This window comes from Terrabacter sp. 2YAF2 (assembly GCF_052114705.1).
Lineage (GTDB): Bacteria > Actinomycetota > Actinomycetes > Actinomycetales > Dermatophilaceae > Terrabacter.
This window is the reverse complement of sequence record NZ_JBFRFG010000001.1, coordinates 465,742-490,892: the sequence shown is the minus strand read 5'-3', so window position 1 is coordinate 490,892 and position 25,151 is coordinate 465,742. Positions and strand designations below refer to the sequence as shown.

24 protein-coding genes are annotated in these 25,151 nt (G+C 70.8%); 13 read left to right on the top strand and 11 right to left on the bottom strand.

Annotated elements, in window-relative coordinates; all coding sequences use genetic code 11:
* The first annotated feature begins 61 nt into the window (after nt 1–61).
* Both AB4030_RS02220 and AB4030_RS02215 read left to right on the top strand, forming a co-directional pair.
* Nucleotides 62–1,102, top strand: coding sequence for an ATP-binding cassette domain-containing protein (locus AB4030_RS02220; RefSeq protein WP_442277538.1), 1,041 nt, complete (start codon nt 62–64; stop codon nt 1,100–1,102).
* Nucleotides 1,099–1,974, top strand: a complete 876-nt coding sequence (locus AB4030_RS02215) for an ABC transporter permease (RefSeq protein ID WP_442277537.1) — start codon at nt 1,099–1,101, stop codon at nt 1,972–1,974. The genes AB4030_RS02220 and AB4030_RS02215 overlap by 4 nt, the downstream gene beginning before the upstream one ends.
* Here AB4030_RS02215 and AB4030_RS02210 read toward each other — a convergent pair.
* A complete protein-coding gene (locus AB4030_RS02210; protein WP_442277536.1) occupies nt 1,878–2,333 on the bottom strand; it encodes a hypothetical protein in 456 nt (151 codons plus the stop codon). The two genes, AB4030_RS02215 and AB4030_RS02210, sit on opposite strands and share 97 nt — an antisense overlap.
* 268 nt (nt 2,334–2,601) lie before the next feature.
* On the bottom strand, nt 2,602–3,633 hold the full coding sequence (locus AB4030_RS02205; RefSeq protein ID WP_442277535.1) for a LacI family DNA-binding transcriptional regulator: 1,032 nt from the start codon (nt 3,631–3,633) through the stop codon (nt 2,602–2,604).
* A 239-nt stretch (nt 3,634–3,872) separates the two neighbouring features.
* Between AB4030_RS02205 and AB4030_RS02200 the strand changes: the two genes are divergently transcribed.
* Complete coding sequence (locus tag AB4030_RS02200; RefSeq protein ID WP_442277534.1) at nt 3,873–8,990, top strand: GH92 family glycosyl hydrolase; 5,118 nt, start codon at nt 3,873–3,875, stop codon at nt 8,988–8,990.
* 14 nt (nt 8,991–9,004) lie between these two features.
* Here AB4030_RS02200 and AB4030_RS02195 read toward each other — a convergent pair whose 3' ends face one another.
* The gene (locus AB4030_RS02195; RefSeq protein WP_442277533.1) at nt 9,005–9,406 is read right to left on the bottom strand and encodes a DUF3224 domain-containing protein; all 402 of its coding nucleotides are present in this window, start codon (nt 9,404–9,406) and stop codon (nt 9,005–9,007) included.
* A 52-nt stretch (nt 9,407–9,458) separates the two neighbouring features.
* Nucleotides 9,459–9,863 (bottom strand): DUF6855 family protein, encoded by a 405-nt coding sequence (locus AB4030_RS02190; RefSeq protein ID WP_442277532.1) that lies wholly within the window; start codon nt 9,861–9,863, stop codon nt 9,459–9,461.
* A 125-nt stretch (nt 9,864–9,988) separates the two neighbouring features.
* Between AB4030_RS02190 and AB4030_RS02185 the strand changes: the two genes are divergently transcribed.
* Nucleotides 9,989–10,819, top strand: a complete 831-nt coding sequence (locus AB4030_RS02185; protein ID WP_442277531.1) for a DUF4118 domain-containing protein — start codon at nt 9,989–9,991, stop codon at nt 10,817–10,819.
* 75 nt (nt 10,820–10,894) lie between these two features.
* Here the strand turns inward: AB4030_RS02185 and AB4030_RS02180 are convergent, their stop codons facing one another.
* Nucleotides 10,895–11,692, bottom strand: coding sequence for a deoxyribonuclease IV (locus tag AB4030_RS02180; RefSeq protein WP_442277530.1), 798 nt, complete (start codon nt 11,690–11,692; stop codon nt 10,895–10,897).
* Nucleotides 11,693–11,765: 73 nt separating this feature from the next.
* Between AB4030_RS02180 and AB4030_RS02175 the strand changes: the two genes are divergently transcribed.
* The gene (locus AB4030_RS02175) at nt 11,766–12,302 is read left to right on the top strand and encodes a DUF4395 domain-containing protein (protein ID WP_442277529.1); all 537 of its coding nucleotides are present in this window, start codon (nt 11,766–11,768) and stop codon (nt 12,300–12,302) included.
* Between the two features lie 4 nt (nt 12,303–12,306).
* On the opposite strand, the gene AB4030_RS02170 is transcribed toward AB4030_RS02175, so the two are convergent.
* The gene (locus AB4030_RS02170; RefSeq protein ID WP_442277528.1) at nt 12,307–13,293 is read right to left on the bottom strand and encodes an LLM class F420-dependent oxidoreductase; all 987 of its coding nucleotides are present in this window, start codon (nt 13,291–13,293) and stop codon (nt 12,307–12,309) included.
* A gap of 225 nt (nt 13,294–13,518) precedes the next feature.
* On the opposite strand from AB4030_RS02170, the gene AB4030_RS02165 reads away from it, so the two are divergent.
* The 4 genes from AB4030_RS02165 to AB4030_RS02150 all read left to right on the top strand — a co-directional run bounded on the left by AB4030_RS02165 (nt 13,519) and on the right by AB4030_RS02150 (nt 17,355).
* A complete protein-coding gene (locus tag AB4030_RS02165) occupies nt 13,519–14,079 on the top strand; it encodes a type 1 glutamine amidotransferase domain-containing protein (RefSeq protein WP_442277527.1) in 561 nt (186 codons plus the stop codon).
* A gap of 108 nt (nt 14,080–14,187) precedes the next feature.
* Nucleotides 14,188–15,513 (top strand): M20/M25/M40 family metallo-hydrolase, encoded by a 1,326-nt coding sequence (locus AB4030_RS02160; RefSeq protein ID WP_442277526.1) that lies wholly within the window; start codon nt 14,188–14,190, stop codon nt 15,511–15,513.
* 17 nt (nt 15,514–15,530) lie between these two features.
* Nucleotides 15,531–16,964 carry an MFS transporter gene (locus AB4030_RS02155; protein WP_442277525.1) on the top strand — a complete coding sequence of 478 codons (1,434 nt, stop codon included), beginning with the start codon at nt 15,531–15,533 and terminating at the stop codon, nt 16,962–16,964.
* Between the two features lie 40 nt (nt 16,965–17,004).
* On the top strand, nt 17,005–17,355 hold the full coding sequence (locus AB4030_RS02150; protein ID WP_442277524.1) for a TfoX/Sxy family protein: 351 nt from the start codon (nt 17,005–17,007) through the stop codon (nt 17,353–17,355).
* Here the strand turns inward: AB4030_RS02150 and AB4030_RS02145 are convergent.
* The 3 genes from AB4030_RS02145 to AB4030_RS02135 form a co-directional block, all read right to left on the bottom strand.
* Nucleotides 17,352–18,773 (bottom strand): DUF2786 domain-containing protein, encoded by a 1,422-nt coding sequence (locus AB4030_RS02145; protein WP_442277523.1) that lies wholly within the window; start codon nt 18,771–18,773, stop codon nt 17,352–17,354. The genes AB4030_RS02150 and AB4030_RS02145 overlap by 4 nt on opposite strands.
* A gap of 150 nt (nt 18,774–18,923) precedes the next feature.
* Nucleotides 18,924–19,364 (bottom strand): DUF1348 family protein, encoded by a 441-nt coding sequence (locus tag AB4030_RS02140; protein ID WP_442277522.1) that lies wholly within the window; start codon nt 19,362–19,364, stop codon nt 18,924–18,926.
* A 44-nt stretch (nt 19,365–19,408) separates the two neighbouring features.
* Nucleotides 19,409–20,875 (bottom strand): HNH endonuclease signature motif containing protein, encoded by a 1,467-nt coding sequence (locus AB4030_RS02135; RefSeq protein ID WP_442277521.1) that lies wholly within the window; start codon nt 20,873–20,875, stop codon nt 19,409–19,411.
* A 180-nt stretch (nt 20,876–21,055) separates the two neighbouring features.
* Between AB4030_RS02135 and AB4030_RS02130 the strand changes: the two genes are divergently transcribed.
* Both AB4030_RS02130 and AB4030_RS02125 read left to right on the top strand, forming a co-directional pair.
* Nucleotides 21,056–21,766: an alpha/beta hydrolase gene (locus AB4030_RS02130; RefSeq protein WP_442277520.1), complete on the top strand. Its 711-nt coding sequence runs from the start codon at nt 21,056–21,058 to the stop codon at nt 21,764–21,766.
* Between the two features lie 71 nt (nt 21,767–21,837).
* Complete coding sequence (locus AB4030_RS02125) at nt 21,838–23,133, top strand: ATP-grasp domain-containing protein (protein ID WP_442277519.1); 1,296 nt, start codon at nt 21,838–21,840, stop codon at nt 23,131–23,133.
* On the opposite strand, the gene AB4030_RS02120 is transcribed toward AB4030_RS02125, so the two are convergent.
* A complete protein-coding gene (locus tag AB4030_RS02120) occupies nt 23,126–23,284 on the bottom strand; it encodes a hypothetical protein (protein WP_442277518.1) in 159 nt (52 codons plus the stop codon). The genes AB4030_RS02125 and AB4030_RS02120 overlap by 8 nt on opposite strands.
* 337 nt (nt 23,285–23,621) lie before the next feature.
* Between AB4030_RS02120 and AB4030_RS02115 the strand changes: the two genes are divergently transcribed.
* Entirely contained in the window at nt 23,622–23,744 is a 123-nt protein-coding gene (locus tag AB4030_RS02115) for a hypothetical protein (protein ID WP_442277517.1), read from the top strand.
* Between the two features lie 70 nt (nt 23,745–23,814).
* Nucleotides 23,815–24,390, top strand: coding sequence for a DUF5994 family protein (locus AB4030_RS02110; protein WP_442277516.1), 576 nt, complete (start codon nt 23,815–23,817; stop codon nt 24,388–24,390).
* Between the two features lie 51 nt (nt 24,391–24,441).
* Here the strand turns inward: AB4030_RS02110 and AB4030_RS02105 are convergent, their stop codons facing one another.
* Nucleotides 24,442–25,086 carry a DUF1345 domain-containing protein gene (locus tag AB4030_RS02105; RefSeq protein WP_442277515.1) on the bottom strand — a complete coding sequence of 215 codons (645 nt, stop codon included), beginning with the start codon at nt 25,084–25,086 and terminating at the stop codon, nt 24,442–24,444.
* Between the last annotated feature and the right edge of the window lie 65 nt (nt 25,087–25,151).

Here is a 25,151-nt window from a genome sequence, read left to right as displayed (position 1 = left end):
CGCCTACCGTGGTCAACGCGGCAGCTCACACCTCACGCACGACTCTCTGGGGAGCCCTCACATGACCATCACCTCCGATGCGCGCGCCGCGCGCGAACGGTCCTCGGGCCCGGCCATCGAGGCCGAGCACCTCGTCAAACGCTTCGGCGACATGACGGCCGTCGACGACGTCAGCTTCTCCGTGCCGCAGGGCACGGTTCTCGGTCTGCTCGGCCCCAACGGCGCCGGCAAGACCACCACCGTCCGCATGATGACGACCCTGAGCCAACCCACGAGCGGCTCCGCCCGCGTCGCCGGCCACGACGTCGTCCGTGAGCCCGAGCTGGTCCGCCGCAGCATGGGCCTGACGGGCCAGGCCGCGACCGTCGACGAGCTGCTCACCGGCCGGGAGAACCTCCGGCTCATGGGCTCGCTCTACGGCCTGCCCAAGGGAGAGGTGCGCCGGCTGACCGGCGAGCTGCTCGAGCGCTTCTCGCTCACCGACGCCGGCAACAGGGTCGTCAAGGACTACAGCGGCGGCATGCGTCGTCGGCTCGACCTCGCGGTCAGCCTCATCGCGACGCCGCCCGTGCTGTTCCTCGACGAGCCGACCACGGGCCTCGACCCGCGCAGCCGCGTCGAGCTCTGGGACGTGCTGCGCGGCCTCGTCCGCGACGGCACCACGCTGCTGCTCACGACGCAGTACCTCGAGGAGGCCGACCAGCTCGCCGACCGGATCGTCGTCATCGACCACGGCCGCATCATCGCCGAGGGCACGCCGCTCGAGCTCAAGGACCAGTCGGGTCAGGCCGCCATCGTCCTCACGGTCTCGCACGCCGACCAGGTCGAGGCCGCCCGCGCCCTGCTCGCCGCCCATGTCGAGGGGGTCCACGTCGACGTCCCGGCGCGACGCCTCACCGCCCCCGCCGAGGGCCTGCACGACATGACCAGGGTCGCCGCGGTCTTCGAGCGCAGCGACATCGTCCTCGACGATCTCGGCCTCCAGCGTCCGAGCCTCGACGACGTCTTCCTCAGCCTCACCGGACACCGCACCGAGCCGGACGCTCCCGGCTCCGGCGAGTCCCCCGACACCAGCTCCGCCTCCGCCAAGGAGTCCCGATGACCGACCGGACCGTCACCACCACCACCTCCACCACCGGCGTGGCCCCCACGAGCGCGCGGACGGCGCCGCACGACTACGAGCCACCCGGCCGCGCGCGGCAGATCGCGATGATGGTGTGGCGCAACCTCAAGCACATCAAGCGCCAGCCCGAGATGCTCACGGACGTCACGATCCAGCCGGTGATGTTCGTGCTCCTCTTCGCCTTCGTCTTCGGAGGTTCGATCGTCATCCCTGGCTTCAACTACCGGGAGTGGCTGATGCCGGGGATCATGGCCCAGACCATGGCCTTCTCCGCATTCATCGTGGCGATCGGCCTCAACATGGATCTCGGCAAGGGGATCATCGACCGGTTCCGCTCACTCCCGATCTCGCGGGGCTCGGTGCTCGTCGGGCGCAGCATCTACAGCATCATCCACTCGAGCATCGGCATCTTCGTCATGTCGCTGACGGGCGTGGCGATCGGTTGGCGGATCCACAACGGCGTCGGAAAGGCGCTGCTCGCCTTCGCGCTGCTGCTGCTCTTCGGTTTCGCCATGATCTGGGTGGGCATACTGGTCGGCTCGTCGATGCGCTCGCCCGAGGCGGTGAACGGGTTGATGTTCACGACGATCTTCCCGATCACGTTCCTGGCCAACACCTTTGCACCGACGGTGGGCATGGCCGGCTGGTTGCGCACCATCGCCGAGTGGAACCCGATCAGCTCACTCGTCCAGTCCATGCGTGAGCTGTGGGGCAACGGTCCGGCAGCCCTGCCCGACGCCGCTCTGCCCCTTCACTATCCAGTCCTCACGACGGTGATCTGGTCAGTCGCGATCACCGCCGTCGTCGCCCCGCTGGCGGTGCGGGCCTTCATCCGCCGCACGACTGACTGAGGACCACGGTCGACGCTCTCGAGGGCGCGGGGGACGGTGAGCCCGAGGAACGCGTGCGCCTCCTCGAGACCGAACCGGCGGTGCTCGAGCATGACCGACAGGTCGGTCGGCTCCTGCAGCTCGAGGACGAACACACCCTCGCCGATGGCATGGGGCTGGCCGCCGGGCACGGGCACGGTGTCACCGGCAGACACCTCGATGCGGTGGAGAGCGCCCAGGAGGCGCTCGTCCTGAGCCTCGACGTGCTCGGCCAGCTGTGCCCCGTCGGGAGCTCCTCGCGGAAGCCACCCAGACGCAGGCGCCGGGCTCGGCGTCGAGGACGGGACCGAGCCAGTGGTCGGGGTCGGCGGCGAGGGCATCCGGCAGCGTCGTGCCGTCCTCGAGCACCGTGACACCGTCGCCTCCCTCGGCGAAGAGCCGGCGTCGACACCAGCCAGTCCTCGGGCCGGTGTCCGTCGGAGTCCGACGGCACGTCGAGCCGACGAAAGGCCAGGATCCGCCTCCTGCCGCGGTAGAAGCGGTGGGGGGTGTTGAGCGACAGCGGGCTCGGCAGGCGGGTCGGGTCTGGCACGGTCGTCTCGGACACGGGCAGGTGTTCCTCGGGTCGGTTGGGACGCCTTCGGCGACTCAGCGCTGTGATGTCGCACGTCGCACGCCGGAGGCGCGCACGATCAGCCGGGTCGGCATGACGACGGTCTGGGCCGGCGACTCGTCGCCGAGCAGGCGTGCGAAGAGCTGCTGGGCGGCCTTCTGCCCCATGGCAGCGGGGTCCTGGTGCACGACGGTGACCGGAGGGTCGATGAGGCCTGCGAGCTCGAAGTCGTCGAAGCCCACGAGCGACAGCGGCAGGCGCAGCTCCCGCAGGGCCAGCAGGGCGGCGATGGTGATGCGGTTGTTGCCCGTGACGACCGCGGTGACCGGCTCGCGGCCCCGCGACCACTGCGTCAGGGTCTCCTGCACCGAGGCGGCCGTGTGGGGACCCATGGAGACCCGCGGACTGCTGGGCAGACCGAGGCCCTCGTGGGTCGCGACGAATGCGTCGCGGCGCTGCCGCGCCGTCCAGAAGGCGGGGTCGTCCCCGTAGAAGGCGATGTTGCGGTGGCCGTGCGCCACGAGGTGCTCGACGGCGCTGCGGATGCCGCCGGGGTTGTCGCTGAGGATGGTGTCCCGGGGGGTGCCGCGGACCGGACGGTCCATGTAGACGATCGGGGTGTGGCTCGCCTCGAGGACGGCATCCGAGGATGCGCTTTCGTCGGCGGGGACGACGATGATGCCGTCGACCCGGCGGTCCACCAGGGCCTCGATGACGGCGCGCTCGCGGGAGGGGGACCCCTCGGCGGAGGCGGTGATGAGCTGGTGCTGCCGAATGCGCGCCTCGCGTTCGACGGCCGCACCCATCTGCGAGTAGAAGGGGTTGGCGAGGTCCTCGACGACGAGGGCGATGGTGAACGTCCGGCCCTGGCGCATGAGGCGGGCGCCGTCGTGGCGACGGAAGCCGAGCCGCTCGATGACGGCGCGGACCCGCTCGGCCGTGTCGGGACGCACGCCGGGCTCGTGGTTGACCACGCGCGAGACGGTCTTGACGGAGACGTGGGCCTCGGCGGCGACGTCGGCCATGGTCGGGCGGGTGGCTGTCCGGTGGTCAGACAACGCTGTCATGCCCGCAGTTTGACCAGAGGACGGCAGGGATCGCAACGTCAGCGTGCCGGCGCCGGCCCGAAACACGAAGTTCTGTCTGATTCGATGTCCGGACCGGACAGGATCGTTTTGAGCGGTTGACGCCCTTTGTCCGGTAGGGGAAGTCTCGCAGGGTCGGAACGCGGCTCGGGGTCGCTGGTGCCGACTCAGACTCAGCACGGCTCAAGACGAGCGGCTCAACGACGAGCACGGAGGAACCCATGTCCAAGAGAACCGGGATCCAGAGGGGCGTCATCGCCTTGGCAGTCCTGGCCACGGCGACGGTAGGGGCGATCGCCGGTCCCGCCCAGGCGGGTGCGCTCGGCGGCACTGCCGGGGCGCCGCGGTCGGCACCCGCCGCCGCTGCCGGTGCGGGTGACTTCTCGACCTCGTTCGAGACCGGGCAACCGCAGCCCGAGCTCTCCACCGTCGAGGTGGGCGCCCATGGACCGCGACAGCAGAACGTCTCCGGCACCGCGAGCGCGGACGGGAGCCTCCTCGGGTCGGTCGTCGGGGTCACGGCGAGCGCGGAGAACACGCCCGGTGAGGTCGCCTCGAACCTCGCCGACGCCAACCCGGACAGCAAGTGGCTCGCCTTCGCCTCGGCCGGCTGGGTGCGCTACCAGCTCGGCACGCCGGCGAAGGCGCTGCGCTACTCGTTGACCTCGGCCAACGACTCGCCCGAGCGCGACCCCAAGGACTTCACCCTCCAGGGCTCGAGCGACGGCACGACGTGGACCGACCTCGACCGCCGGACCGGCATCGACTTCTCGGGCCGCTTCGCCAAGCGCACCTTCGATGTCACGACGCCGGCGACGTATGCGTACTACCGGCTCGACGTGACCGCGGTCCACTCCGGCGGCATCGTCCAGCTCGCCGACTGGGACCTCTCCGACGGCAGCACCGGATCCGGCCCGGCCACACCGATGAAGACCGTCGTCGGCTCCGGCCCGATCTCCGGGTTCAACATCAAGCCGCTCGTCGGCTGGACCGGCGTCAAGGCGCTGCGCTACTCCGGCGGCCACACCGCCGACGGCCGTGGTTACGCGTGGAACCGGTTGTTCGACGTCGACCTACCGGTCACCGCGCAGACCCGGCTCAGCTACAAGATCTTCCCCGACATGATCGCCGGCGACCTCGAGTACCCGTCGACGTATGCCGCCCTCGACGTCCGCTTCACGGACGGCACCTACCTGTCCGACCTCGGCGCCGACGACCAGCACGGAGTCGCCGCGAGCCCGAGCGGCCAGGGCAAGGGCAAGATCCTCTACGCCAACCAGTGGAACGCCGTCTCCCTCGACGTCGGCAAGGTCGCCGCCGGCAAGACGATCGACCGGGTTCTCGTCGGCTACGACAACACCGGCGGGGCGACGAAGGACACCCGCTTCGGCGGCTGGATCGATGATGTCTCGGTGCAGGCGAAGTCGGCGGTCATCGACGGCGCCGACCTGACGAACTACGTGGACGTGCGACGCGGCACCAACGCATCGAGCAGCTTCTCGCGCGGCAACAACCTGCCGATCAGCGCGCTGCCCAACGGTTTCACCTTCTTCACCCCGGTCACCAACGCCACCTCCCAGTCGTGGGAGTACTACTACCAGTCGGCCAACAATGCGGCGAACCTCCCTGTGCTGCAAGGTCTTGCGGTCTCGCACGAGCCGAGCCCGTGGATGGGTGACCGCAACCAGATGTCGGTCATGCCGTCCGTGGCGACCGGCACGCCGACGGGCAGCGCCTCAGGTCGCGGCCTCGCCTTCGACCACGCGACCGAGGTGGCCCACCCCGACTACTACAAGGTCGCTCTAGCCGGTGGCCTCACCGCCGAGACGGCCCCGGCCGACCACGGCGGTGTCTACCGGTTCACCTTTCCGGCCTCGGCCGTCAAGGGGCACCTCGTCGTCGACACCATCGACGACAACGGCACCTTCGCCGTCGACGCGGCCTCGGGCACGATGACCGGTTGGGTCGACAACGGCAGCGGCCTGTCCGCCGGCCGCAGCCGGATGTTCGTCTACGGCACGTTCGACCGGCCCGCAACGGCAGTCGGCACCGCTCCGAACGGTCACACGGGCACCCGCTACGCGACCTTCGACACGACCACCGACAAGCAGGTCACGCTCAAGCTCTCGACGTCGTTCATCTCGCTCGACCAGGCGAAGAAGAACCACGCACTCGAGCTCGCGTCCCGCGACTTCGACGCCGTGCGTGCCGCGGCCAAGGAGGCCTGGAACGCCCGCCTCGGCGTCGTCAGCGTCAAGGGCGCCAACGACTCCGAGCGCACGACGCTCTACTCCAACCTCTACCGCCTCAACCTCTACCCCAACAGCCAGTTCGAGAACACCGGCACGGCTGCTGCTCCGCGCTACCAGTACGCGAGCCCCGTTGCGGCCAAGTCGGGTTCGGCCACCGCGACGACGACGAACGCCGCCGTCAAGGACGGCAGGATCTACGTCAACAACGGCTTCTGGGACACCTACCGCACCGTGTGGCCGGCCTACAGCCTGCTCTACCCGGAGGTGGCGGCCGAGATCGCCGACGGCTTCGTGCAGCAGTACCGCGACGGCGGCTGGGTCGCTCGATGGAGCTCGCCGGGCTACGCCGACCTCATGACCGGCACGAGCTCGGACGTCGCTTTCGCCGACGCGTACGCGAAGGGCGTCAAGCTGCCCGACCCGCTCGCGGCATACGACGCGGCCGTGAAGAACGCGACGGTGCTCCCGACGTCGAGTGCGGTGGGTCGCAAGGGACTCGACACCTCCACCTTCCTCGGCTACACGAGCACCAACACCGGTGAGAGCGTGTCGTGGGGACTGGAGGGGCTCGTCAACGACTTCGGCATCGGGACCATGGCGGCCAAGCTCGCCAAGGACCCGGCCACGCCGGAGGCGCGCCGTGCCCAGCTGACCGAGGAGTCGAAGTACTTCCTCGAGCGGGCGACGCACTACGGCAACCTCTTCAACCCGAAGGTCGGCTTCTTCCAGGGTCGCGCCGCCGACGGCACGTTCCCGTCGAGCTTCGACCCGGAGGCCTGGGGCGGCGACTACACGGAGACGAACGCCTGGAACTTCGCCTTCCACGCCCCGTTCGACGGCAACGGCCTGGCCAACCTCTACGGCGGCCGTGACGCGCTCGCGAAGAAGCTCGACACGTTCTTCGCGACGCCGGAGACGGCGACCAAGCCCGGCGGCTACGGCGGCGTCATCCACGAGATGCTCGAGGCCCGCGACGTCCGGATGGGCATGCTCGGCCAGAGCAACCAGGTGAGCCACCACATCGCGTACATGTACGACTGGACCGGCCAGCAGTGGAAGACGGCCGAGAAGGTCCGCGAGATCATGCGCCGGCTCTACGTCGGTGGCGAGATCGGCCAGGGTTACCCGGGCGACGAGGACAACGGCGAGATGTCGGCGTGGTACGTCCTGTCCTCGCTCGGCATCTACCCCCTCCAGGTCGGCTCGGCCAACTGGGCCATCGGCTCGCCGAAGTTCGAGCAGGTCCGGGTCAAGCGCACGCAGGGTGACCTCGTCGTCAATGCGCCGGGCAACTCCGAGACGAACATCTACGTCCAGGGCGTCACGGTCAACGGCGCCAAGCACAAGAGCGTCTCGATCAGCCAGGACGAGATCGCGGGCCCGACCACGGTCGACTTCGCGATGGGTGCCAAGCCCTCGGACTTCGGGTCCCGCGCCCAGGACGCTCCGCCGTCGCTGACGCAGGGCACCGAGGCGCCGAACCCGCTCAAGGACGCGACCGGCCCCGGCCGCGGCACCGCGACGGCGACCGACCTCGCGTCGGGCGACGACGCCAAGGCGCTCTTCGACAACACCTCGCGCACGTCGGTGGCCTTCACGTCGGCCACGCCGTCGGTGACCTTCGCCCTGTCGGGCGTCGGCCAGCGGGCCACCTGGTACACCGTCACCTCGGGACCGAAGGCCGGCGACCCGTCGGCATGGCGCCTCGAGGGCAGCAAGGACGACGGCAAGACGTGGCAGACGCTCGACACGAGGACGGCCCAGACCTTCCCGTGGCGGGTGCAGACGCGTCCGTTCGAGATCGCACACACGGGCACGTTCACGACCTACCGCCTCGTGGTCACGGCCACGGCCGGTGGCGCGGCGCCCAACCTGTCCGAGCTCGAGCTGCTCACCGACGGTTCCAAGGCCCAGCACACCGGCCTGAAGGTCTCGGCGGCCGAGCCCTTCGAGGTCGCGGAGGACACGGCGTGGTCGGGCACCGTCGCCACCTTCTCGGGTGGCGTCGCCAAGGGGACGGACGCCTCCTCCGCCACGGCGACCATCGCCTGGGGTGACGGGAGCACCTCGGCCGGCACGATCGAGGCCGGTGACCTCGGCTCGTCCACCGTCCGTGGGAGCCACACGTATGCCGATCCCGGGCCGTACCAGCCGAAGGTCTCCGTGACCCTCGGCAAGGAGACCGCCTCCACGCTCGGCAGCGCCACCGTGCACCAGGCGTCCACGCCGGCGTATGCCGCAGGCTTCGACTCCGTGTGCTTCGGCAACGTCGGTGACTCGGTCCCGTGCGACGGCGACCGGGCGGGCCTGTCCCGTGAGGCGCTCGTCGCCGCGGGCGGCGTCCCTGGCAAGCTGCTGAGCGTCCCCGGGACCGACCTGCGCTTCTCGATGCCGGGCATCCCGGTCGGCACCAAGGACAACGCCACCGGTGCGGGGCAGACCCTCCCAGTGACCCTGGCCCCCGGGGCGACGAAGCTGTCGCTCATCGGCACGGCGACGCAGAAGAACCAGGACACCACCGCCACCGTCAACTTCACCGACGGCTCGAGCACGAGCTACAAGGTGCAGTACGGCGACTGGTGCGGCTCGCCCCAGTTCGGGAACGTCATCGCCATCCAGATGGCCTACCGCCTCAACGGGACGGGCACCGACGGCTGCCAGGTGAAGCTCTTCGCCACGGCGCCGCTCACGGTCCCGGCCGGCAAGACGGTCGAGTCCGTGACGCTGCCGACGCAGACCGGTGACCCGAAGACGGCGGGACGGATCCACGTCTTCGCGGTCGCCGACAACGGCTCGGCCCTCGAGGTCGCGGCGGGCGCCGACACCACGGCCAAGGCCGGCGCCGACACCGACGTCACGCTGGGCACGGCGAAGGGCGGCGTCCCGGCGTCGACCGGCTACACGGCCCGCGTCCAGTGGGGCGACGGCACCGTGACGGAGGACGCGGCCGTGACGACCGCGTCGGACGGCTCGGCCACCGTCGAGGGCGGCCACGCCTGGGCCGCCGCCGGCACCTACACGGTGCGAGTGCTCGTGTCCGACTCCCGGTCCGACGTGCTCGCCTCGCTGAAGGTCACCGTGGGCTAGTCGAGACACCCGTGTCAGCCGAGGTTGTGGTCGAAGTCCATCCGGTGGGTGCCGTCCTCGTCGATGTGCAGGCGCACGGACCCCGCGATGCCGGTCAGCTCGTCGGTGCCGCTGCCCGGCACGATGAGGCCGTACTCGTTGGCGCGGTCAGTGCCGCTGGTCGAGGCTGCGTGCACGAAGTTGAACGCGCCGCGTCGCCCGGCGACCGTGCCTTCGAAGGACTCCATCGCGACGTACGTGCCCACCCCCGAGGTCTGGTCGAAGGCGGACGTGAACTGGGTGACGCTGCGCCCCGCGACGTCGCCGGCATACGTCTTGCGCATGCGCAGGTGCCCGGTGGGCAGCGCCGTCGTCACGTCGGGGACGTAGTCGGTGACGTCGAAGTCGGACGTCGTGAAGGTCGAGGTGCTCAGCATGTGGCCGACGCTAGCGACCCGAATGTCCCTGCGATAGAACGTTCCCGACGCGTCAGCGGGCGCGCATGCGGTTGTTGCGCGGTTGGTGCTCGAGCTCGGCGAGGCCCAGCTCCTCGAGCAACGGCGGCAGGTACATCCCGGCGCGGCCGCGGTAGCCCTTGCGCAGGCCGTACCACCCGCCGAGCGGGTTGGACTCGGACCGCGCCCATGCCTCCACGGTGCCTTCCTTCGCTGGCTTCTGCTCGTCGGCCGCGCCGAGCGGCACCCAGTCGCCCTGCTCGCGCAGCCAGGCATGGAGGTCGTCGACGACCCTGGCGTCGTACGTCAGCCGCGTCGACCCGACCTGGCAGACGAGCTGCGCCGGCGTGGCGCCGTCGTCGCGGTACATGGTGTAGTCCGACGTGCCCGGTGGCGTGCGCAGCACCCACGGGTCATCGACCCTCCCCGTCCCGGTCACAGGCGTCCTCCCTCGTCGGCGTCGTCCCCACCTTTGTACTCCCGCTTCGTCAGGACGGCGTCAAGATCGCATCAGGATGTCCCGAAGGGCTGACGTCCCCACGTCGACGGGTGTTGCGTGGAGTCATGACCAACGACTGGCTGGCTGACCACCGCACGCTGATGCGGTGGGGCGCCGTGCTCCTGCCGATCGTCGTGGGCGCGGTCCTCGGGCTCCTCCGCGACACGATGGACCCGAGCACTGCGGCGATGGTGCTCGTGCTGCCGGTCGTCGCTGCCGCCGCCACGGGCGACCGCATCGCAGGGGTCCTCGCGGCCCTCGCTGCCGCCGGCAGCTTCGACTTCTTCCTCACCGAGCCGTTCTACTCGCTCTCGATCCACCGCCAGGCCGACCTGGAGCTCGCCGTCGCCCTCGTGGTCGTGGGGCTCGCCGTGACGGAGATCGCGCTCTGGGGGCGGCGGCAGCAGGCGGCTGCCCAACGGCGGGAGGGCTACATCTCGGGCCTCACGCACCTGCTCGACCTCCCTGCCGACACGACGGAGGAGGCCCGGGCCGCTGCCATCGCCACCGCGATCACGACGGTTCTCGGCGCCGACCGGTGCACGTGGGAACCCGGCCACCCCCGGTGGAACGACGCCGTCGTCGACGCAGACGGTCGGGTCACGACAGGCGGCCGGCAGATCCGGGTGGAGCGGGTGGGCCTGCCCACCGACGGCTACGCGGCCGTCGTCGTCCGTCGGGGCACCGAGGTCATCGGCCACTTCCGGGTGACGGCCTCGACGCACGTCGTGCGGCCGACCGCCGAGCAGCTGCGCGTCGCGGCGCTCCTCGCCGACCGGATGGCCGACGCACGAGCGCCGCGGCCCGCCACCGAGGAGGAGGTGGGGGGACGTGGCGCTCGCGAGGGGGTGCGCGGGACCGGCATCGTCGACGACCCCAACGCAACCCATGAGTAACCTACGGGCCCCGGAGGGCGCGGCGGGTCAAGGGTTGGTCAAGAATTCCTGACCGGAGGTCGGCAGCCGACGGGCTCAGTCGACCTGCGACCGCAGCCACGCGATGTCGGCCGTCTGGCCCACGAGGCCGCCGGGTGTCTCACAGACGACGGGCGCTCCCGCCGCGCGGATGACCTCGGCCAGCGCCTCGCCGGCGATGAGGCCGGAGCCGAAGTTCGTGTGCCGGTCGGCGCCGGAATCGAACTCGTCACGGGAGTCGTTGGCGTGCACGAGGTCGATGCGCCCGGTGATGGCGCGCACCTCGTCGACGACCGTGCCGAGGTCGTTGCCGCCGGCGTGCGCGTGGCACGTGTCGAGGCAGAAGCCGACGTTGTCGCTGCCGGACGCCTGGCCGATGGCGTCCCAGAGCCGGGCGATGGCCTCGAGCCGACGCGCCATGGCGTTGTCGCCGCCCGCGGTGTTCTCGATGAGCAGCGGCACGGGCAGGTCGAGGCCGTCGATGCACTTGCGCCAGTTGTCGAAGCCCTTCGACGCGTCCTCGTCGGCCCCGAGGTGGCCCCCGTGGACGATGACGCCCTTGGCGCCGATCTCACCGGCCGCCGTCAGGTGCTGCTGGAGCAGCTTGCGGCCGGGGATGCGGATGCGGTTGTTGAGGCTCGCCACGTTGATCGGGTAGGGCGCGTGGACGTAGAGGTCGACACCCGCCGCCTCGGCGTCGGCCTTGAGCGCCTCGGCGCCACCGGCATACCGGATGACCGGGCCCTTGTAGCTCTGGGGGTCGCCGAGGAAGATCTGCGAGAGCGACGCTCCGCGCGCCGTCGCCTCGGCGATCGGGTCCTCCTGGTCGACGTGCGCACCGATGTGTAGGGCCATGGCGTCAGCGTATGCCGGGTCCGGATGATGAACGACTTGCATAAGCATGCCTTATGCAGTCAATAATGCTGGGATGAGTTCCTCGCGCTTCCCCGCCGTGGTCGACGACGTGACCGTCCGGCTCATCGCCGCCGTCGTCCTCGTCATCGGCGTCGTCGCCCTGGTCTCGTCGGCCTGGTGGCTCTATGCCGTCCTCGCCGTCGACTTCACGTTGCGGGCCGCGCTCGGACCCTCGGCCAGCCCGATCGCCCGGTTCGTGCAGCGGTGGATCCGACCCGCCGTCTCCGCGGACAAGCGGCCGACTGCCGGCCCGCCCAAGCGGTTCGCGGCGACCATCGGCGCCGTCATGACGGTCGCCGCGACCGCCCTCTGGGCCTTCGCCCTCCTGACCGGGGCGTCCGGTGCGATCGTCGGCGTCGTCGCCATCGGCGTGGTCATGGTGATCTTCCCGGCACTCGAGTCCGTCTTCGGGATCTGCGTCGGCTGCGTCCTCTTCTCCGGCCTGATCCGACTCGGCCTCGTCCCCGAGGAGGTCTGCCTCGAGTGCGCCGACATCACCAAGCGCCGCGAGCGTCTCTCCCTCGAGCGCGCGGACCGGCAGGCGGCCTGACCCGTCAGCCGGCGGCGGCACGCAGCTTCTGCAGGAGCGGCTCGGCGGCCTCGTCGAGGAAGCGCTCCTGGGCGTCCCCACCGACCTGCACGAGGGCGATGTCGGTGAAGCCGGCCTCCCAGTAGGCGCTCACCGCCTCGACGATCCGGTCCAGGTCCGGTCCGCACGGGATCGACTCGGCCACGTCCTCCGGGCGCACGAACTGCGTCGCCCCGGCGAAGCCCGCCGGCGTCGGCAGGTCGGCATTGACGGCCCAGCCGCCGCCGAACCAGCGGAACTGCTCGTGGGCGCGGGCGACGGCGGCCTCCTCGTCGGGGTCCCAGCAGATCGGGATCTGACCGATGGCGCGAGCCCCGGCGCCGATGCGCTCGGCGCCCTCGGTCCGGTTCCAGGTGTCGACGAGCTCGGCCTCCGGCTGGACGGCGATCATGTGGTCGGCCAGCGGGGCGAGCCGCTCGATCGACATGTCCCCGCTCACCGCGACAGCCACGGGCACGAGGATGTCGGGCAGGTCCCAGACCCGGGCGGAGTCGACGTCGAAGTAGTCGCCGTGGTGCGTGACGAGCTCGCCGGAGTGCAGCTTGCGGATGATCTCGATGGCCTCGACGAGCATGTCCTGCCGCGTCACGACGCCCGGCCAGCCCTCGCCGACGACGTGCTCGTTGAGGCTCTCGCCGCTGCCGAGCCCGAGGGTGAAGCGGCCGTCGGCGAGCAGCTGCATCGTCGCGGCCTTCTGGGCGATGACAGCCGGGTGGTAGCGCATCGTCGGGCACGTCACGTAGGTCATGAGCTCGACCCGCTCGGTGACCTGCGCGACGGCGCCCAGCACCGACCACGCATACGGGGCATGGCCCTGCTCGGTCAGCCACGGCGAGTAGTGGTCGCTCGAGACCTCGAAGTCGAAGCCCGCCTGCTCGGCGCGCAGGGCCCACCGGACGAGGTCCTTGGGGCCGCTCTGCTCGGTCATCAGGGTGTATCCGAAGTTCGTCACGAACGGCTCGTACCCATTCCCGGCTTCTCGAGTGTCCAAGGTCTGTCCACAGTTGTGGACAGGGTGTGGACGGACCTCGTCGAGGTCGTCGGAATGAGCGGCGTCCGGTGAGCCACAGGTGACAAGGGCACGCGGTGCGGGTAGGAGCCGAAGGTGGCGCCGGACGCCACCTGAGACACCGAAGCACACCGAGCGCCCCGTCCGGGGCGAGCAGAGGAGGGCCACGTGGCCAAGCGAGTCGCATTTCTCGTCGCGAGCGAGGGCATCGAGCAGGTCGAACTGACGGAGCCCTGGAAGGCCGTCACCGACGCCGGGCACGAGGCTGTCGTCGTCAGCCCCGAGGCCGGGGAGGTCCAGATGTTCAACCACCTCGACAAGGGCGACACCAAGCCGGTCGACATGACCGTGGCCGACGCCAAGGTCGAGGACTTCGACGCCCTGGTGCTGCCCGGCGGCGTGGCGAACCCGGACAGCCTGCGGATGCAGGCCGACGCCGTGGCGCTCGTGCGCGACTTCGTCGCGTCCGGTCGCCCGGTCGCCGCGATCTGTCACGCACCCTGGACGCTCATCGAGGCCGATGTCGTCAAGGGCCGTCGCCTCGCGTCGTGGCCGAGCCTGCAGACCGACATCCGCAACGCCGGCGGTGAGTGGGTCGACGAGTCGCTCGTCGTCGACGGCAACCTCATCACGAGCCGCAACCCCGACGACCTGCCCGACTTCTGCGGAGCCGTCGTCGAGGCGCTGGAGCACGGCTCGGCGGCTGCCACGGCGGCGCCGTCCGCCTGATCCAGAGGCCTCGGGCTGACCCCGCTCCACCCGTGACGCGCTCGCGGGTGGAGCGGGCGCCGGTCGCGTCCATGGTCCTGGTGGGCAGGGTGGCATACGCTCCGGCTCATGAAGGGGCACGACGCTGCCGTCGACGCGCTGAGGGCGCTGATCCGCATCCCGACCGTCTCCGACTGGGACCCGGCGCGGGAGGACCGGTCGGCCTTCGAGGCGCTCCTCGCCGAGCTGCGTGAGCGCTTCCCGCGTCTGCACGCGGCCTGCGAGGTGGAGCGCATCGGCGGGGACGCGCTGCTCGTGCGCTGGCCGGGTCGTACGCGTGAGGCGCCGGTCGTGCTCATGGCGCACCTCGACGTCGTGCCCGTCGGCGAGGCGTCCGCCTGGACGCACCCACCCTTCGCGGGCGACCTTGCCGACGGGCACGTCTGGGGCCGTGGGGCGCTCGACTGCAAGGGCTCGCTCGTGGCGACGTGCCAGGCCGTCGAGGACCTCATCGAGGACGGCGTCACGCCCGGACGGGACGTGTGGCTGTCGTTCGGCTGCAACGAGGAGGTGTCGGGCCGGGCCGCCCAGGATGCCGTGGCGGTCCTGCGAGAGCGAGGGGTCGAGCCGTGGTTCGTCCTCGACGAGGGCGGCGCCATCGTGCAGGGGGCCCTGCCCGGTGTCGACGCGCCGATGGCCGTCGTCGGGGTGTCCGAGAAGGGGACCGTCGACGTCGAGCTCATCGCTCGCGGCGACGGCGGTCACGCCTCCGCGCCGCGCCGGATGGGCCCGACGAGCCGGCTCGCACGCGCGATCCTGCGCCTGGAGAGGAAGCCGTTCCCGAGCCACCTGCCCGACGCCACCCTCGACATGCTCGAGCGCGCCGGCTCCCACGCGCGTATGCCGTATGCCGTGGCGTTCCGTCACGCGCGACGCCTGCGCCCCGTCCTCTCCCGGGTCCTGCCGCAGCTCGGCCACGAGACCGCCGCCATGGCACGGACGACCGTCGCCGTCACCCAGCTCTCGGGCTCGCCGGGGGCGAACGTCATCGCCGCGACGGCACGCGCCCACGTCAACATGCGCGTCATGGTCGGAGAGACCGTGGACGGCGCGGTCGCGCGAATCAGAAGCACCATCAAGGACCCTCACGTCGAGGTGGTGGTGGTCAGCGGAAACGAACCGAGCCCGGTGTCGCCGACGGACGACGCGGCATACGCCCTCCTCGAGTCGACGCTGAGGGACGTCTTCCCGGGCACGGTCGCGGTGCCGTACGTCATGCTCGCGGCGACCGACTCGCGCCACTTCCACCGTGTGTGGCCGCGGGTCTACCGATTCACCCCGTTCCGGATGACCGCCGCGCAGCGTGCCTCGATCCACGGGGCCGATGAGCGCATCGGCATCGACGACCTCCGCGACGGCGTCGCGTGGTACCGACGTCTCATCGAACAGCTCTGAGCGAGAACAGGACCCGCATGTCAGACAGCACGGCGGTCACGGATGCCGCCCGGGCCGTTGCCCGCAGCCCGATCGCCAGGGTCGTCGGCTTCCTCATCTGCGTCGAGCTCGCGAGCGGGGTGCTGCAGGGCTACTACACCCCGATCTTCACCGACATCGCACGGCACCTGTCGATCAAGGATGCCGACGTCAACTGGTTCGAGGCCGCACAGCTCATCGTGTCGGCACTCGTGGTGCCGCTGCTCGCTCGACTCGGCGACCTCATCGGCCACCGACGCGTGCTCCTGCTGTCGACCGTCGTCACGGCGCTCGCCTCGTGGGGGGTCGCGTTCGCGCCGAGCTTCGGCGTGTTCCTCGTCGCCTGGGCAGTCCAGGGCTTCTACGTCGTGTGGCTGCCGATGGAGGTGGCGATCATCCACCGCCGCACCGGGGGAGCGGAGAGTCGCGTGCGCGGCGCGGCCGGACTGCTGGTCGCGGGTCTCGAGCTCGGTGTCATCGCCGGAGCCCTGACGAGTGGCGCACTGGCCGAGTCCCTCGGCATGACAGCGCTGCTCGCGCTCCCGGCCGTCGTCGTGACGCTGGCCCTCGTCGCGATCTGGTTCGGCGTCGAGGAGTCGCCCGTGCTGGCCCACGGATCGGTCGACTGGCGCGGTTTCTGGCTCGTGACCCTCGCTCTCGCCCTCGTGATGGGTGGACTCGTCCTCCTGCGGGTCGTCGGCCCGGGCAGTGTGTGGCCGTGGGTGCTGCTCGTTGGCGGGGGTGCGGCGTTCGTGCCGTTCGCGCTCGTTGAGCTGGCTCACCCGGAACCGCTCGTCGACCTGCGCGTCCTGGGCGCGCGCGGGCAGTGGCCCGTGCAGCTGACGGCCTTCCTCTTCGGGGTCTCGGTCCTGGGCGCGCAGATCCCGCTGTCGACCTTCGCCCGCACCGACCCGGCCGTCACGGGCTACGGTCTCGGCGCCTCGGCGGGCAAGGTCTCGATCATCATCGGTGGCTACGTGCTGTCGCTCGCGGTGGGCGCGCTCCTGCTCCACCTCCTGGCGCACCGCACCGGCACGCGCGTGGCGATGGTCGTGGCGGCGGTGCTCGTCGCGGTGGGCTACCTGCTCTTCCTGCCGTTCCACGACACTCTCGCGCAGACCATGACGAACATGGTCGTCGCCGGTCTGGGCTCGGGCGCGCTGGTGGCGGGTCTGCCGACGGCTGCGGCCGCCCAGGCGCCGCCGACGCACACCGGCCTGACGACCGGCCTGACCAACACCACCAAGACGATCGGCGGAGCGTTCGCCTCGAGCGTCTTCGCGATCGCGCTCTCATCCTCCGGAACGGTCGACGCCGAGGCGACGGCTCACGCGTCCCTGTCCGGCTACCTCGTCGTCTGGGCGATCTGCGGCGTCACGGCGCTCGTCGCTGCGGTCTTCCTGGCGGTGGTCCGCGACACCGGACGGCACTGAACCGACCCCGTGGGGTGGCGCGTGGTGGTGTCATGGGGCCATGCAGATGCCCAAGCACTCCGATGAGGCCAAGGCCCACTTCCGGTCCCTCGTGAAGGACGCTCCGGGGGTCGAGGTCAAGCCCATGTTCGGCAGCCTGGGCGCCTTCGTCAACGGCAACATGTTCGCCGGCCTCTTCGGTCCGAACGTCGGGGTCAAGCTCGACGAGGCCGGGCTCGAGGAGCTGCGGGCGCTGCCGGGCAGTGGGCCCTTCGGGCCGGAGGGGCGACCGATGGGTGGCTACCTGTCACTGCCCGCGGAGCTCGACGACGAGACGCAGTCCGCGTGGCTCGACCGTGCTCGCGACCACGTCGCGACCTTGCCGCCCAAGGTGAAGAAGCCGAAACGCTAGCTCCCCTCCAAGCCGCGCGCTGCGCCGAGCTCGGCCCGGTCCGCCGCCGACCGACCGGAGTGCCAGCCCTCGGCGTCGCGCGCCGCACTGATCCTGGCCTGGCGCACCTCGGGGAACCAGGAGCCCAGGGTCTCGTCGACCCGTTCCGCCCGGGCGGCCAGGAGTGGCACGAGCTCGCGTCCACCGGTGTGAGCGGCCACCGCGGCCTCTTCCTCATGCGCTGTGGCCTCGTGCAGCCGCTCACCGATGCGGTCCGCGAAGGCGGAGAGGAAGGACTGCCGGAAGGACCGGGTGCGGCTGCCACCGTGGAGGGTGCTGCGTGAACCCGCGGCGGCGAGCGTGCGGGTCGCCTGCACGAGCAGTGAGGTGAAGAGCAGCTCGACCGCGTCGAGGTCGGGCTCGAAGCCGACGACGGTGCCGAAGCCCAGCTCACGTGACCAGACCATGCGGCACCGGTTGGCCGAGGCCACGGCCTGCAGCAGCACGGCCTTGGGGCCCTCGTAAGGGTTGTCGATGCCGATGCGTCTGCCCTGAGGGCCGTTCCGGTCGGGGCGGTCTGCGTCCCGGTCGAGCAGTGCCGCGTCGATGCTGTGGCGTGCCATGAGCGACTGCGCGCCGGCAGTGAAGGTGGCAGCTTCGGCCTCGAACGTCGTCGACTCCGCCTTGGCGAGGAGCATGCGGACGCGGCTGAGGATGCGCTCATCGGCAGCCGGCGAGGCGGCGTCGCGGGGCTCCTGCTGGCCCGGCGCCGCCTCACCGGGCAGGGCCTCACCCGGAAGGGAGGTCAGGCGCTCGAGGGCGGGCAGGCGGGCGAGGAGGTGCAGCAGGCTGACGATCTGTGACACGAGAGTGAACCAGTCGGTGCCACCTGCTCGCCGGGCGTCGATCCACGTGCTGGACCGCGGCGCGGGCGGCCGGTCGTCCAGCTCGCGCAGCTGGGCAAACCACCGGCGGTCGACCGTTGCGGCTGCGTACTGCGCCAGCTCGTGGCTCATGACGTCGACGACGACCTGCTGATCCGGGGCGCCGAGCCGTCGGCCGACGAGTCGGTGGAGGTCGGCAGGCTGCCAGCCGAGCTGCCAGGCGTGCGTGGTCGCCGTCGTCAGCGAGTCGACCAGAGCCATCACGACCGTCCGCTGAGTGGTCGGCGCGGAGCACAGGGCGGCCACCGAGGCCGCCACGACGTCGAGGCCGTGCTCGTCCGCCCGGTCGAGCGCGTCGGACGCCTCGCCGAGCAGCTCGAAGAGCACGCCGCGCACCTCGGCGGCAGACGGCTCCGCGTCGGTCGTGCTGGTGCCGGACGCCGACCTGCCGAAGGCAGGACCGCGGGACGCGGCCGGACCGAATGCGGACCCGGCCCACGGGTCACCAGAGCTGCGTCGCGCCCCCTGTCGCTGCCTGCGACGTGCCTTGCCCATGCATCCTCCTCGGTTCGTGGCCCCATGCTGTCACTCGGTCGACGTGTCACCGTGACCGCGGCGGGACCCGGTGGATGGGCCCCCGCCGTTACTGGGGGGTGTGGACAACGTCCGTGGAACGCACGGGGATGGGCAACTCAGAAGCGATGGTCAGAAGACGGGCAGCTCGCCCTCGCCGGGAGTGATGCGCAGCTCGGACTCGTCGATGGGCACGTCGTTGATGCTCGCCTCGCGGCGGCGCATGTAGCCGAGGTCGTCGAACTCCCACTGCTCGTTGCCGTAGGACCGCCACCACTGCCCGTCGGCGTCACGCGACTCGTACTGGAAACAGACGGCGATGCGGTTGCCGGAGAAGGCCCACAGGTTCTTCCGCAGGCGGTAGTCGAGCTCACGCTCCCACTTGCGGGTCAGGAACTCGACCACGGCCGCCCGGCCGAGGACGTGCTCGCCGCGGTTGCGCCACGAGGTGTCCTCCGTGTACGCCCCCGCGACGCGCTCCGCGTCGCGGGTGTTCCACGCGTCCTCGGCCGCCTGCACCTTCTGGCGTGCCGTCTCCTCGGTGAAGGGCGGGAGGGGAGGTCGTGGATCCATCGTCGGCTCCTCGTGGCGCAGCAGCAGTCGGCTCAGACTACGTCTCAGAATGGAGGCGGTGGCATGTCAGCCGGCGGGGGGTCTGGCGGCGCATCAGGCGCAGGCGGGGCGATTCCCTCCCGCCAGTCCTTGGGATAGGTGACGTAGGTGCGGCCGGTGAGGGTGGTCCACTCGAGCCCGCCCTCGGCAACGGGCGCTGAGGTCCACACGTTGTCGGTCTTGAGATTGTGATGCGGCCGATGCTTCGAGTAGAGGTTGTCGACCGACGTCTCACCGCTCGGCCACGGTGTCTCGTGGTCGAGGTCGCAGCGGGTCGCGACCACCTCGCAGCCCGGCCCGCGACACCGGCCGTCGACCGACTGCACGTGCTCGACCATCGCCGCGGTCGGGCGGTAAGAGCGCGTGGGCCGGGACAGGGCCTCGCCGGTGCGCAGGTCGACGGGGAGGCTGCGCCAGGCCGACCCGGGGCGCGTCATGATCTCGCGGGCGTGGGCGGCCGTGACCCAACCGTGGCCGGGCAGCTCGCAGGCGGCGTCGGACGACCCGATCGCGACCTCGAAGGGCACGATGAGCCAGACCATGCCGGCCGGCTGACCCCTCACGGGGTCGCCCGGGACGGGCCGGTCCGGAGAGTCCGAGGTGGCTGGCCCGCCGGCATGCGATGCGGCAGCTGGTGCGGTGCTCGACGTGGTGTTGGAGCCGGTCCCGGTCACCGGCTGCGGCGCCTCGAGGTGGCTCCGGAGCAGCGCTTCGGTGGCGAGGTCGCAGCGCAGCTGGTCGAGAGTACGGGGATCGCCCGCACCTCGTGCCGCGCGGGCCTCCCCGTCGAGCCGGTCCATGACCGCAGCGATCGCATCGGCGTCGGCGACGAGGGTGAGGCAGCCCATGCCGTCACCGGTGAGGCGGCCGAACACGCCCCTCCGCGACCGCGCGTGGGCCCGTCGCTCGTCCGACCCGCGGCCGTCGACGGAGGCGATCGCACGCCGCAGCCGGGTCACGAACGTCCGCTGTGGCAGGGCCCGTCCGTCCCGGCAGGGCGCGAGCACGGCCTCCTCGACGGCCGCCACGTCGGCGTCGGACAGAGCCGTCGTCTCGGACGCGACCTGCAGGGCGCGGTGCAGTGTCGTCGCGCCGGACCGGAGCGCGGCGAGGATCGTCCGGTGCCGTCGGAGCGACGTGGCGAGCGACAGTCGCCGGGCCACCTCGCCCATGCCGACCCCCGTGGCCAGGGCGATCTCCTCGGTCACGACCCGGTCAGCAGACACGTGCAGGGACCCAAGCGTCAGCGCCAGCGTCTGGACCTGCTGGGACTCGATCGTGTGCAGCGCGCCGTAGGCCGCGAGCAGTCGGGCCTCGACCCGCGCCTTCTCCGCCTCCAGTGCCTCGATGGTCCGCAACGCCCGCTCACCGATCGCCGTGAGACTGCCCTGCACGTCCGCCATGGCAGCGCTCCGGACCTGGTCGTCCTCGACCCCGAGTAGGCCCGCGCGGGAGGATGCGACGTACGGCACGAGGCCCCCCTCTCGATCGGCGACTACCACAAGTAGAACACCTGTTCGACTCGACGTCAATGCTTCCGATCGCTCTGTGGACAGCGAATGTGGTTCGGGCACAAACGCATCCGTCGCAAGGTCTGGATCGCGAGGCGGTGGCGGTGGCCCGTGCCGAGGTCCCATGCATAGGGTCATGGCATGGCGCGAACGAGGCTCATCGTCACCGGCACGCCCGTCGGCGACGTCGACCTGACCGTCGTCACGCCCGTCGGCACCCGGCGGTCGGACCCGCTGCCGCTGCTCGTGGCCCTCGACGGCCCGGAGTACTCACGGCGGGCCCACCTGTCGTCGACCCTGCGGGCGGCGGCCGACGCCGGACGCATCCCGCCCACCCGCGTCGCCCTGCTCGAGCCGGGTCCACGCAACGAACGGTATGCCGCCAACCCCGACCACGCCGAAGCGCTGACCCAGCACGTGCTCCCGGTGCTGCAGACGGCATACGCCACCGCGGGACGGCCCACCGTCATGGGCGCGAGCCTCGGCGGCTTGGCCGCGCTGCAGGCCGAGTGGCGCCACCCGGGCACGTTCGGGGGACTCTTCCTCCAGTCCGGGTCGTTCTTCCGCAAGCGCGTCGACGACGAGGAGGACTTCGAGTTCTGGGACCGTGTCACCACGTTCGTCACCCACGTACGACGGGCGCGTCGTCGTCGCACCGACGCGCGCATCGTCATGACGTGCGGGGCCGACGAGGGCAATCTGAGGAACAACCGGCAGATGGCGCAGACGCTCGCGGCGAGTGGTCACGACGTGACGTTCGCGGAGGTGCCGGGGAGGCACGACTGGCGCTCGTGGAAGGCCGCCTTCCATCCCCACCTGCCCGACCTGCTCGCCCGAGCACACCACGACTGACCAGCGACAGATGTCGCCGTTCCTGCAAGGATCGCAGTCGATGACCCGCCCCCGACGGTAGGAGCAGCACGATGACCGACACCGCACGGCAGGACCAGTCCATCCCGTCGACCACATCGACGACCAGGACACACCTCATCGGGCTGCTGCTCGGGGCCGAGGAGGACTGGCCCACCGCGTTCGAGTCGCTGCTCGCGCTCGTCGGGCCGATCACGACCGACGACGGCGTCACCCACGAGCTGACGAGCGAGCGCCTCACCATCGAGCCGTTCGACCTGCGACAACCGGTGCGCACCGAGCTCGTCATCGACCGCCTCGCCTACTGGTACTACCACCCGCGCGAGTGGCTCAAGAAGGCCGCGCTGATGAACGACACCTACCTGCTCAACAGCCCCTTCACCTTCCAGTCGATGGAGAAGCACAGCGCCTACGTCGCGCTCATGCGTCTGGGGCTCAAGGTCCCCGAGACCTGGCTCGTGCCCTACAAGCACCCTGTCGACAACGTCCGCTGGGCCTACACGTCGGCGAAGTACAACCGGCCGTTCGACCTCAAGGCGATCGCCAACCGGCTCGGCTACCCGATGTACATGAAGCCCTTCGACGGCGGCGGCTGGCGCGGTGTCTCGCGGATCAACGACGAGACCGACCTCATCAAGGCCTACGACGAGTCCGGCGAGATGCTCATGCACCTCCAGTCGACCATCGAGTACGACCACTTCGCGCGCGCCCTGTCGATCGGGCCCGAGACGATGGTCATGGACTTCCGTCCCGAGCAGCCGATGCACAACCGGTATGCCGTGAGCTACGACTTCCTGCAGCCCTCCGCGGGCAAGCAGACCGCCGCCATCAGCCGCATCGTCAACGCGATGTTCGGCTGGGAGTTCAACTCGTGCGAGATGCTCGTCAAGGGCGACGACGTCTATCCCATCGACTACGCCAACGCCTGTCCCGACGTCGCCGTCACGTCGCTGCACTACTACTTCCCCTGGGCCATCAAGGCCCTCGTGCGCTGGTCGACCTTCTGCCTCGTCACCGGGCGCAAGGGGCCGATGGACCTCGAGATGCGCCGCTACTTCGACATCGCAGACCGTGACGACCTCACCGACGAGCAGAAGCTCGACGCCTACCTCGCGATCGCCGACGAGTACTTCGACACCGACGCCTACTGGGCCTGGTGCGACCGGTACCTCCCGCACCTCGACGCCGCGGTCCTCGAGTGGGTGCAGTCCGACGCGTTCGACAGCCTGCTGCGCTCGACCGTCGTCACGACCTACCCGGCGCACGAGCGCGACCGGTTCCTCGCGCACTTCGGCGGCCTGCTCAGTCTGTGGGTCAAGGACGAGAAGGCGCGGCTGGCTGCTACCTGAGGCGGCGAGCGCCGTGGATGCCCCGCTGGAGACGCAGGTCGTCACGGAGCGCCGGAGGCGTGGGTAGCCGTCGTCTGACCAGCTCGGCCGCAAGGCTCTCCAGCGCGTCGAGCAGCACGGCGCGAGCGGCCACCAGCAGGGCCGGATCCACTTTTCCGGACCTCAGGGCGTCCACGTCGCAGCGCGCCGCATGCACGGCCGACCTGAGCGCCACGAGCTGCAAACCGGGTGGCGGCTCGAACCGCGCATCGCCTGACATCGCGGACTCCGATCTGCCGGCGCACCGTGCGTCAACCCTGAGTCCGCAGCCTACGCCTGACGTGTCCCGGTGGTGGGGGCCGAGGACCTGTGGCGCCGGTTCGCGCGGTGAGACAATGGTGGCGCGGGCTGCCGCCCGCGCCATCGCCTGGAGGGTGAGGGACATGTCCGCGACGTCAGAGCCGGATCCCGCCCGGCCCCCACCTCCGGAATGGGCTCTCGGACAGGCCATGAACGATCGCGACGACGATGACACCGTGGGCCGCGACGAGCGGGCGTGGGATCTCGTGGAGAGCTACGAGACGGAACGTCACGACGACGACGACGACCCGGACGAGGGGGGCGAAGGCTGACGTCTCGCTTTTGGGCACCGTGGCGCCTGCTCCTGTCGGCCGACCGGGCGTAGCCTGAAAGGGAGACGTGATGGCCCGACCGGGGTCATCAGCGTCGGCAGACGGCAGAGGGTCCGATCCTTGCGCGGTGTCGGCCTCGACGGCGGGAAGTGACGAGCGAGCCGCGGTCCACCCGTCACACCACCGCTCCCGAGGAGCCGCTGTGAACGCCATGCCCGTGCCGACGCCCGACGCCACTTCCCCTCCCGTGGCCGTACCGTCCGCCACCGATCCGACGGCACCTGCGACCGGGCCTCCCAGTCGCCTCGCCCTGTCGCGGCATCTGGGGGTCGATGCATCCGACGGCGTGTGGTGGCCGCGAACGACCGACCTCGGGATCGAGGTGCCGCTGCTGGACGTCGCCGTTCAGGAGCGCGTGCATGCGCGGATCGCCCGGATCGGCTACGAGCGCGGCCCATGGGACGACGCACCCAGCAGGGTTCACACGCCCCTGGGCATCACCCACCTCGGTTGGTTCGAGCACAGCCGCTACCCGGACCACATCATGCTGTCGCTGAGCAACTACCAGCGGCTGGTCCTCACGGTCCTGCCACCGGGCACCGACGGCGATGCCGCCCGTGCCACCCTCGAGTCGGCTGCGGTGTAGCGGAGACGCCATGACGGCGACGGCGACGCCCGTGAGCAGCCCGGTGGTCGACTAACCCCCCGTGCTTGAGCCGCCGAGGCCGGCAACGAGGTTGATCGTCGACGCGATGACGATCGTGCCGTAGAGGTAGGCGAGGAGTGTGTGCCCGAGCACCACGCGCCGGATGTCGGAGGTCTTGAGGTCGGTGTCCGAGACCTGGTAGGCCATACCGAGGTTGAAGGAGAAGTAGGCGAAGTCCGAGAAGGTCGGGTCCTCGTCCTGGTTGAAGTCGATGGGCGGCGTCGGGCTCGCGTAGTAGACGCGGGCGTAGCGCAGGACGTAGACGGTGTGGACGCACAGCCAGCCGACCGCGACCGCGCCCACGCCGATGAGGGCGTCGATGACGGGGGCTACGCCCTTCGACTGACCGCCGATGAGAAGGACGCCCACGCCTGCCAAGCTGGCCAGGCCGACGACGATGACGACGACGTCGTACCACGCAGCGTCGCCGTCACGCCCCTGCACCCGGGCTCGCGTGGAGGGGGCGTCATGTCCGAGGACGTGCACGAGCAACGGCACGGCGAAGGCGAGGCCGCCGGCCACGAACCCGGTGAGCACGTGGGTGAGGGTCTCGCCGGCGGGGCCCAAGGGCACGACGAGACCGGCGAGGACCCCGACGAGCAGGGCGACGGCCAGGCGCCGGCGAATGGTGGACACGTCCGGAGGCTACCGCTGTGCCGCCTCCCGCGGCTGGGCGTGGACTGGGGGTGTGCTGGTGGTCG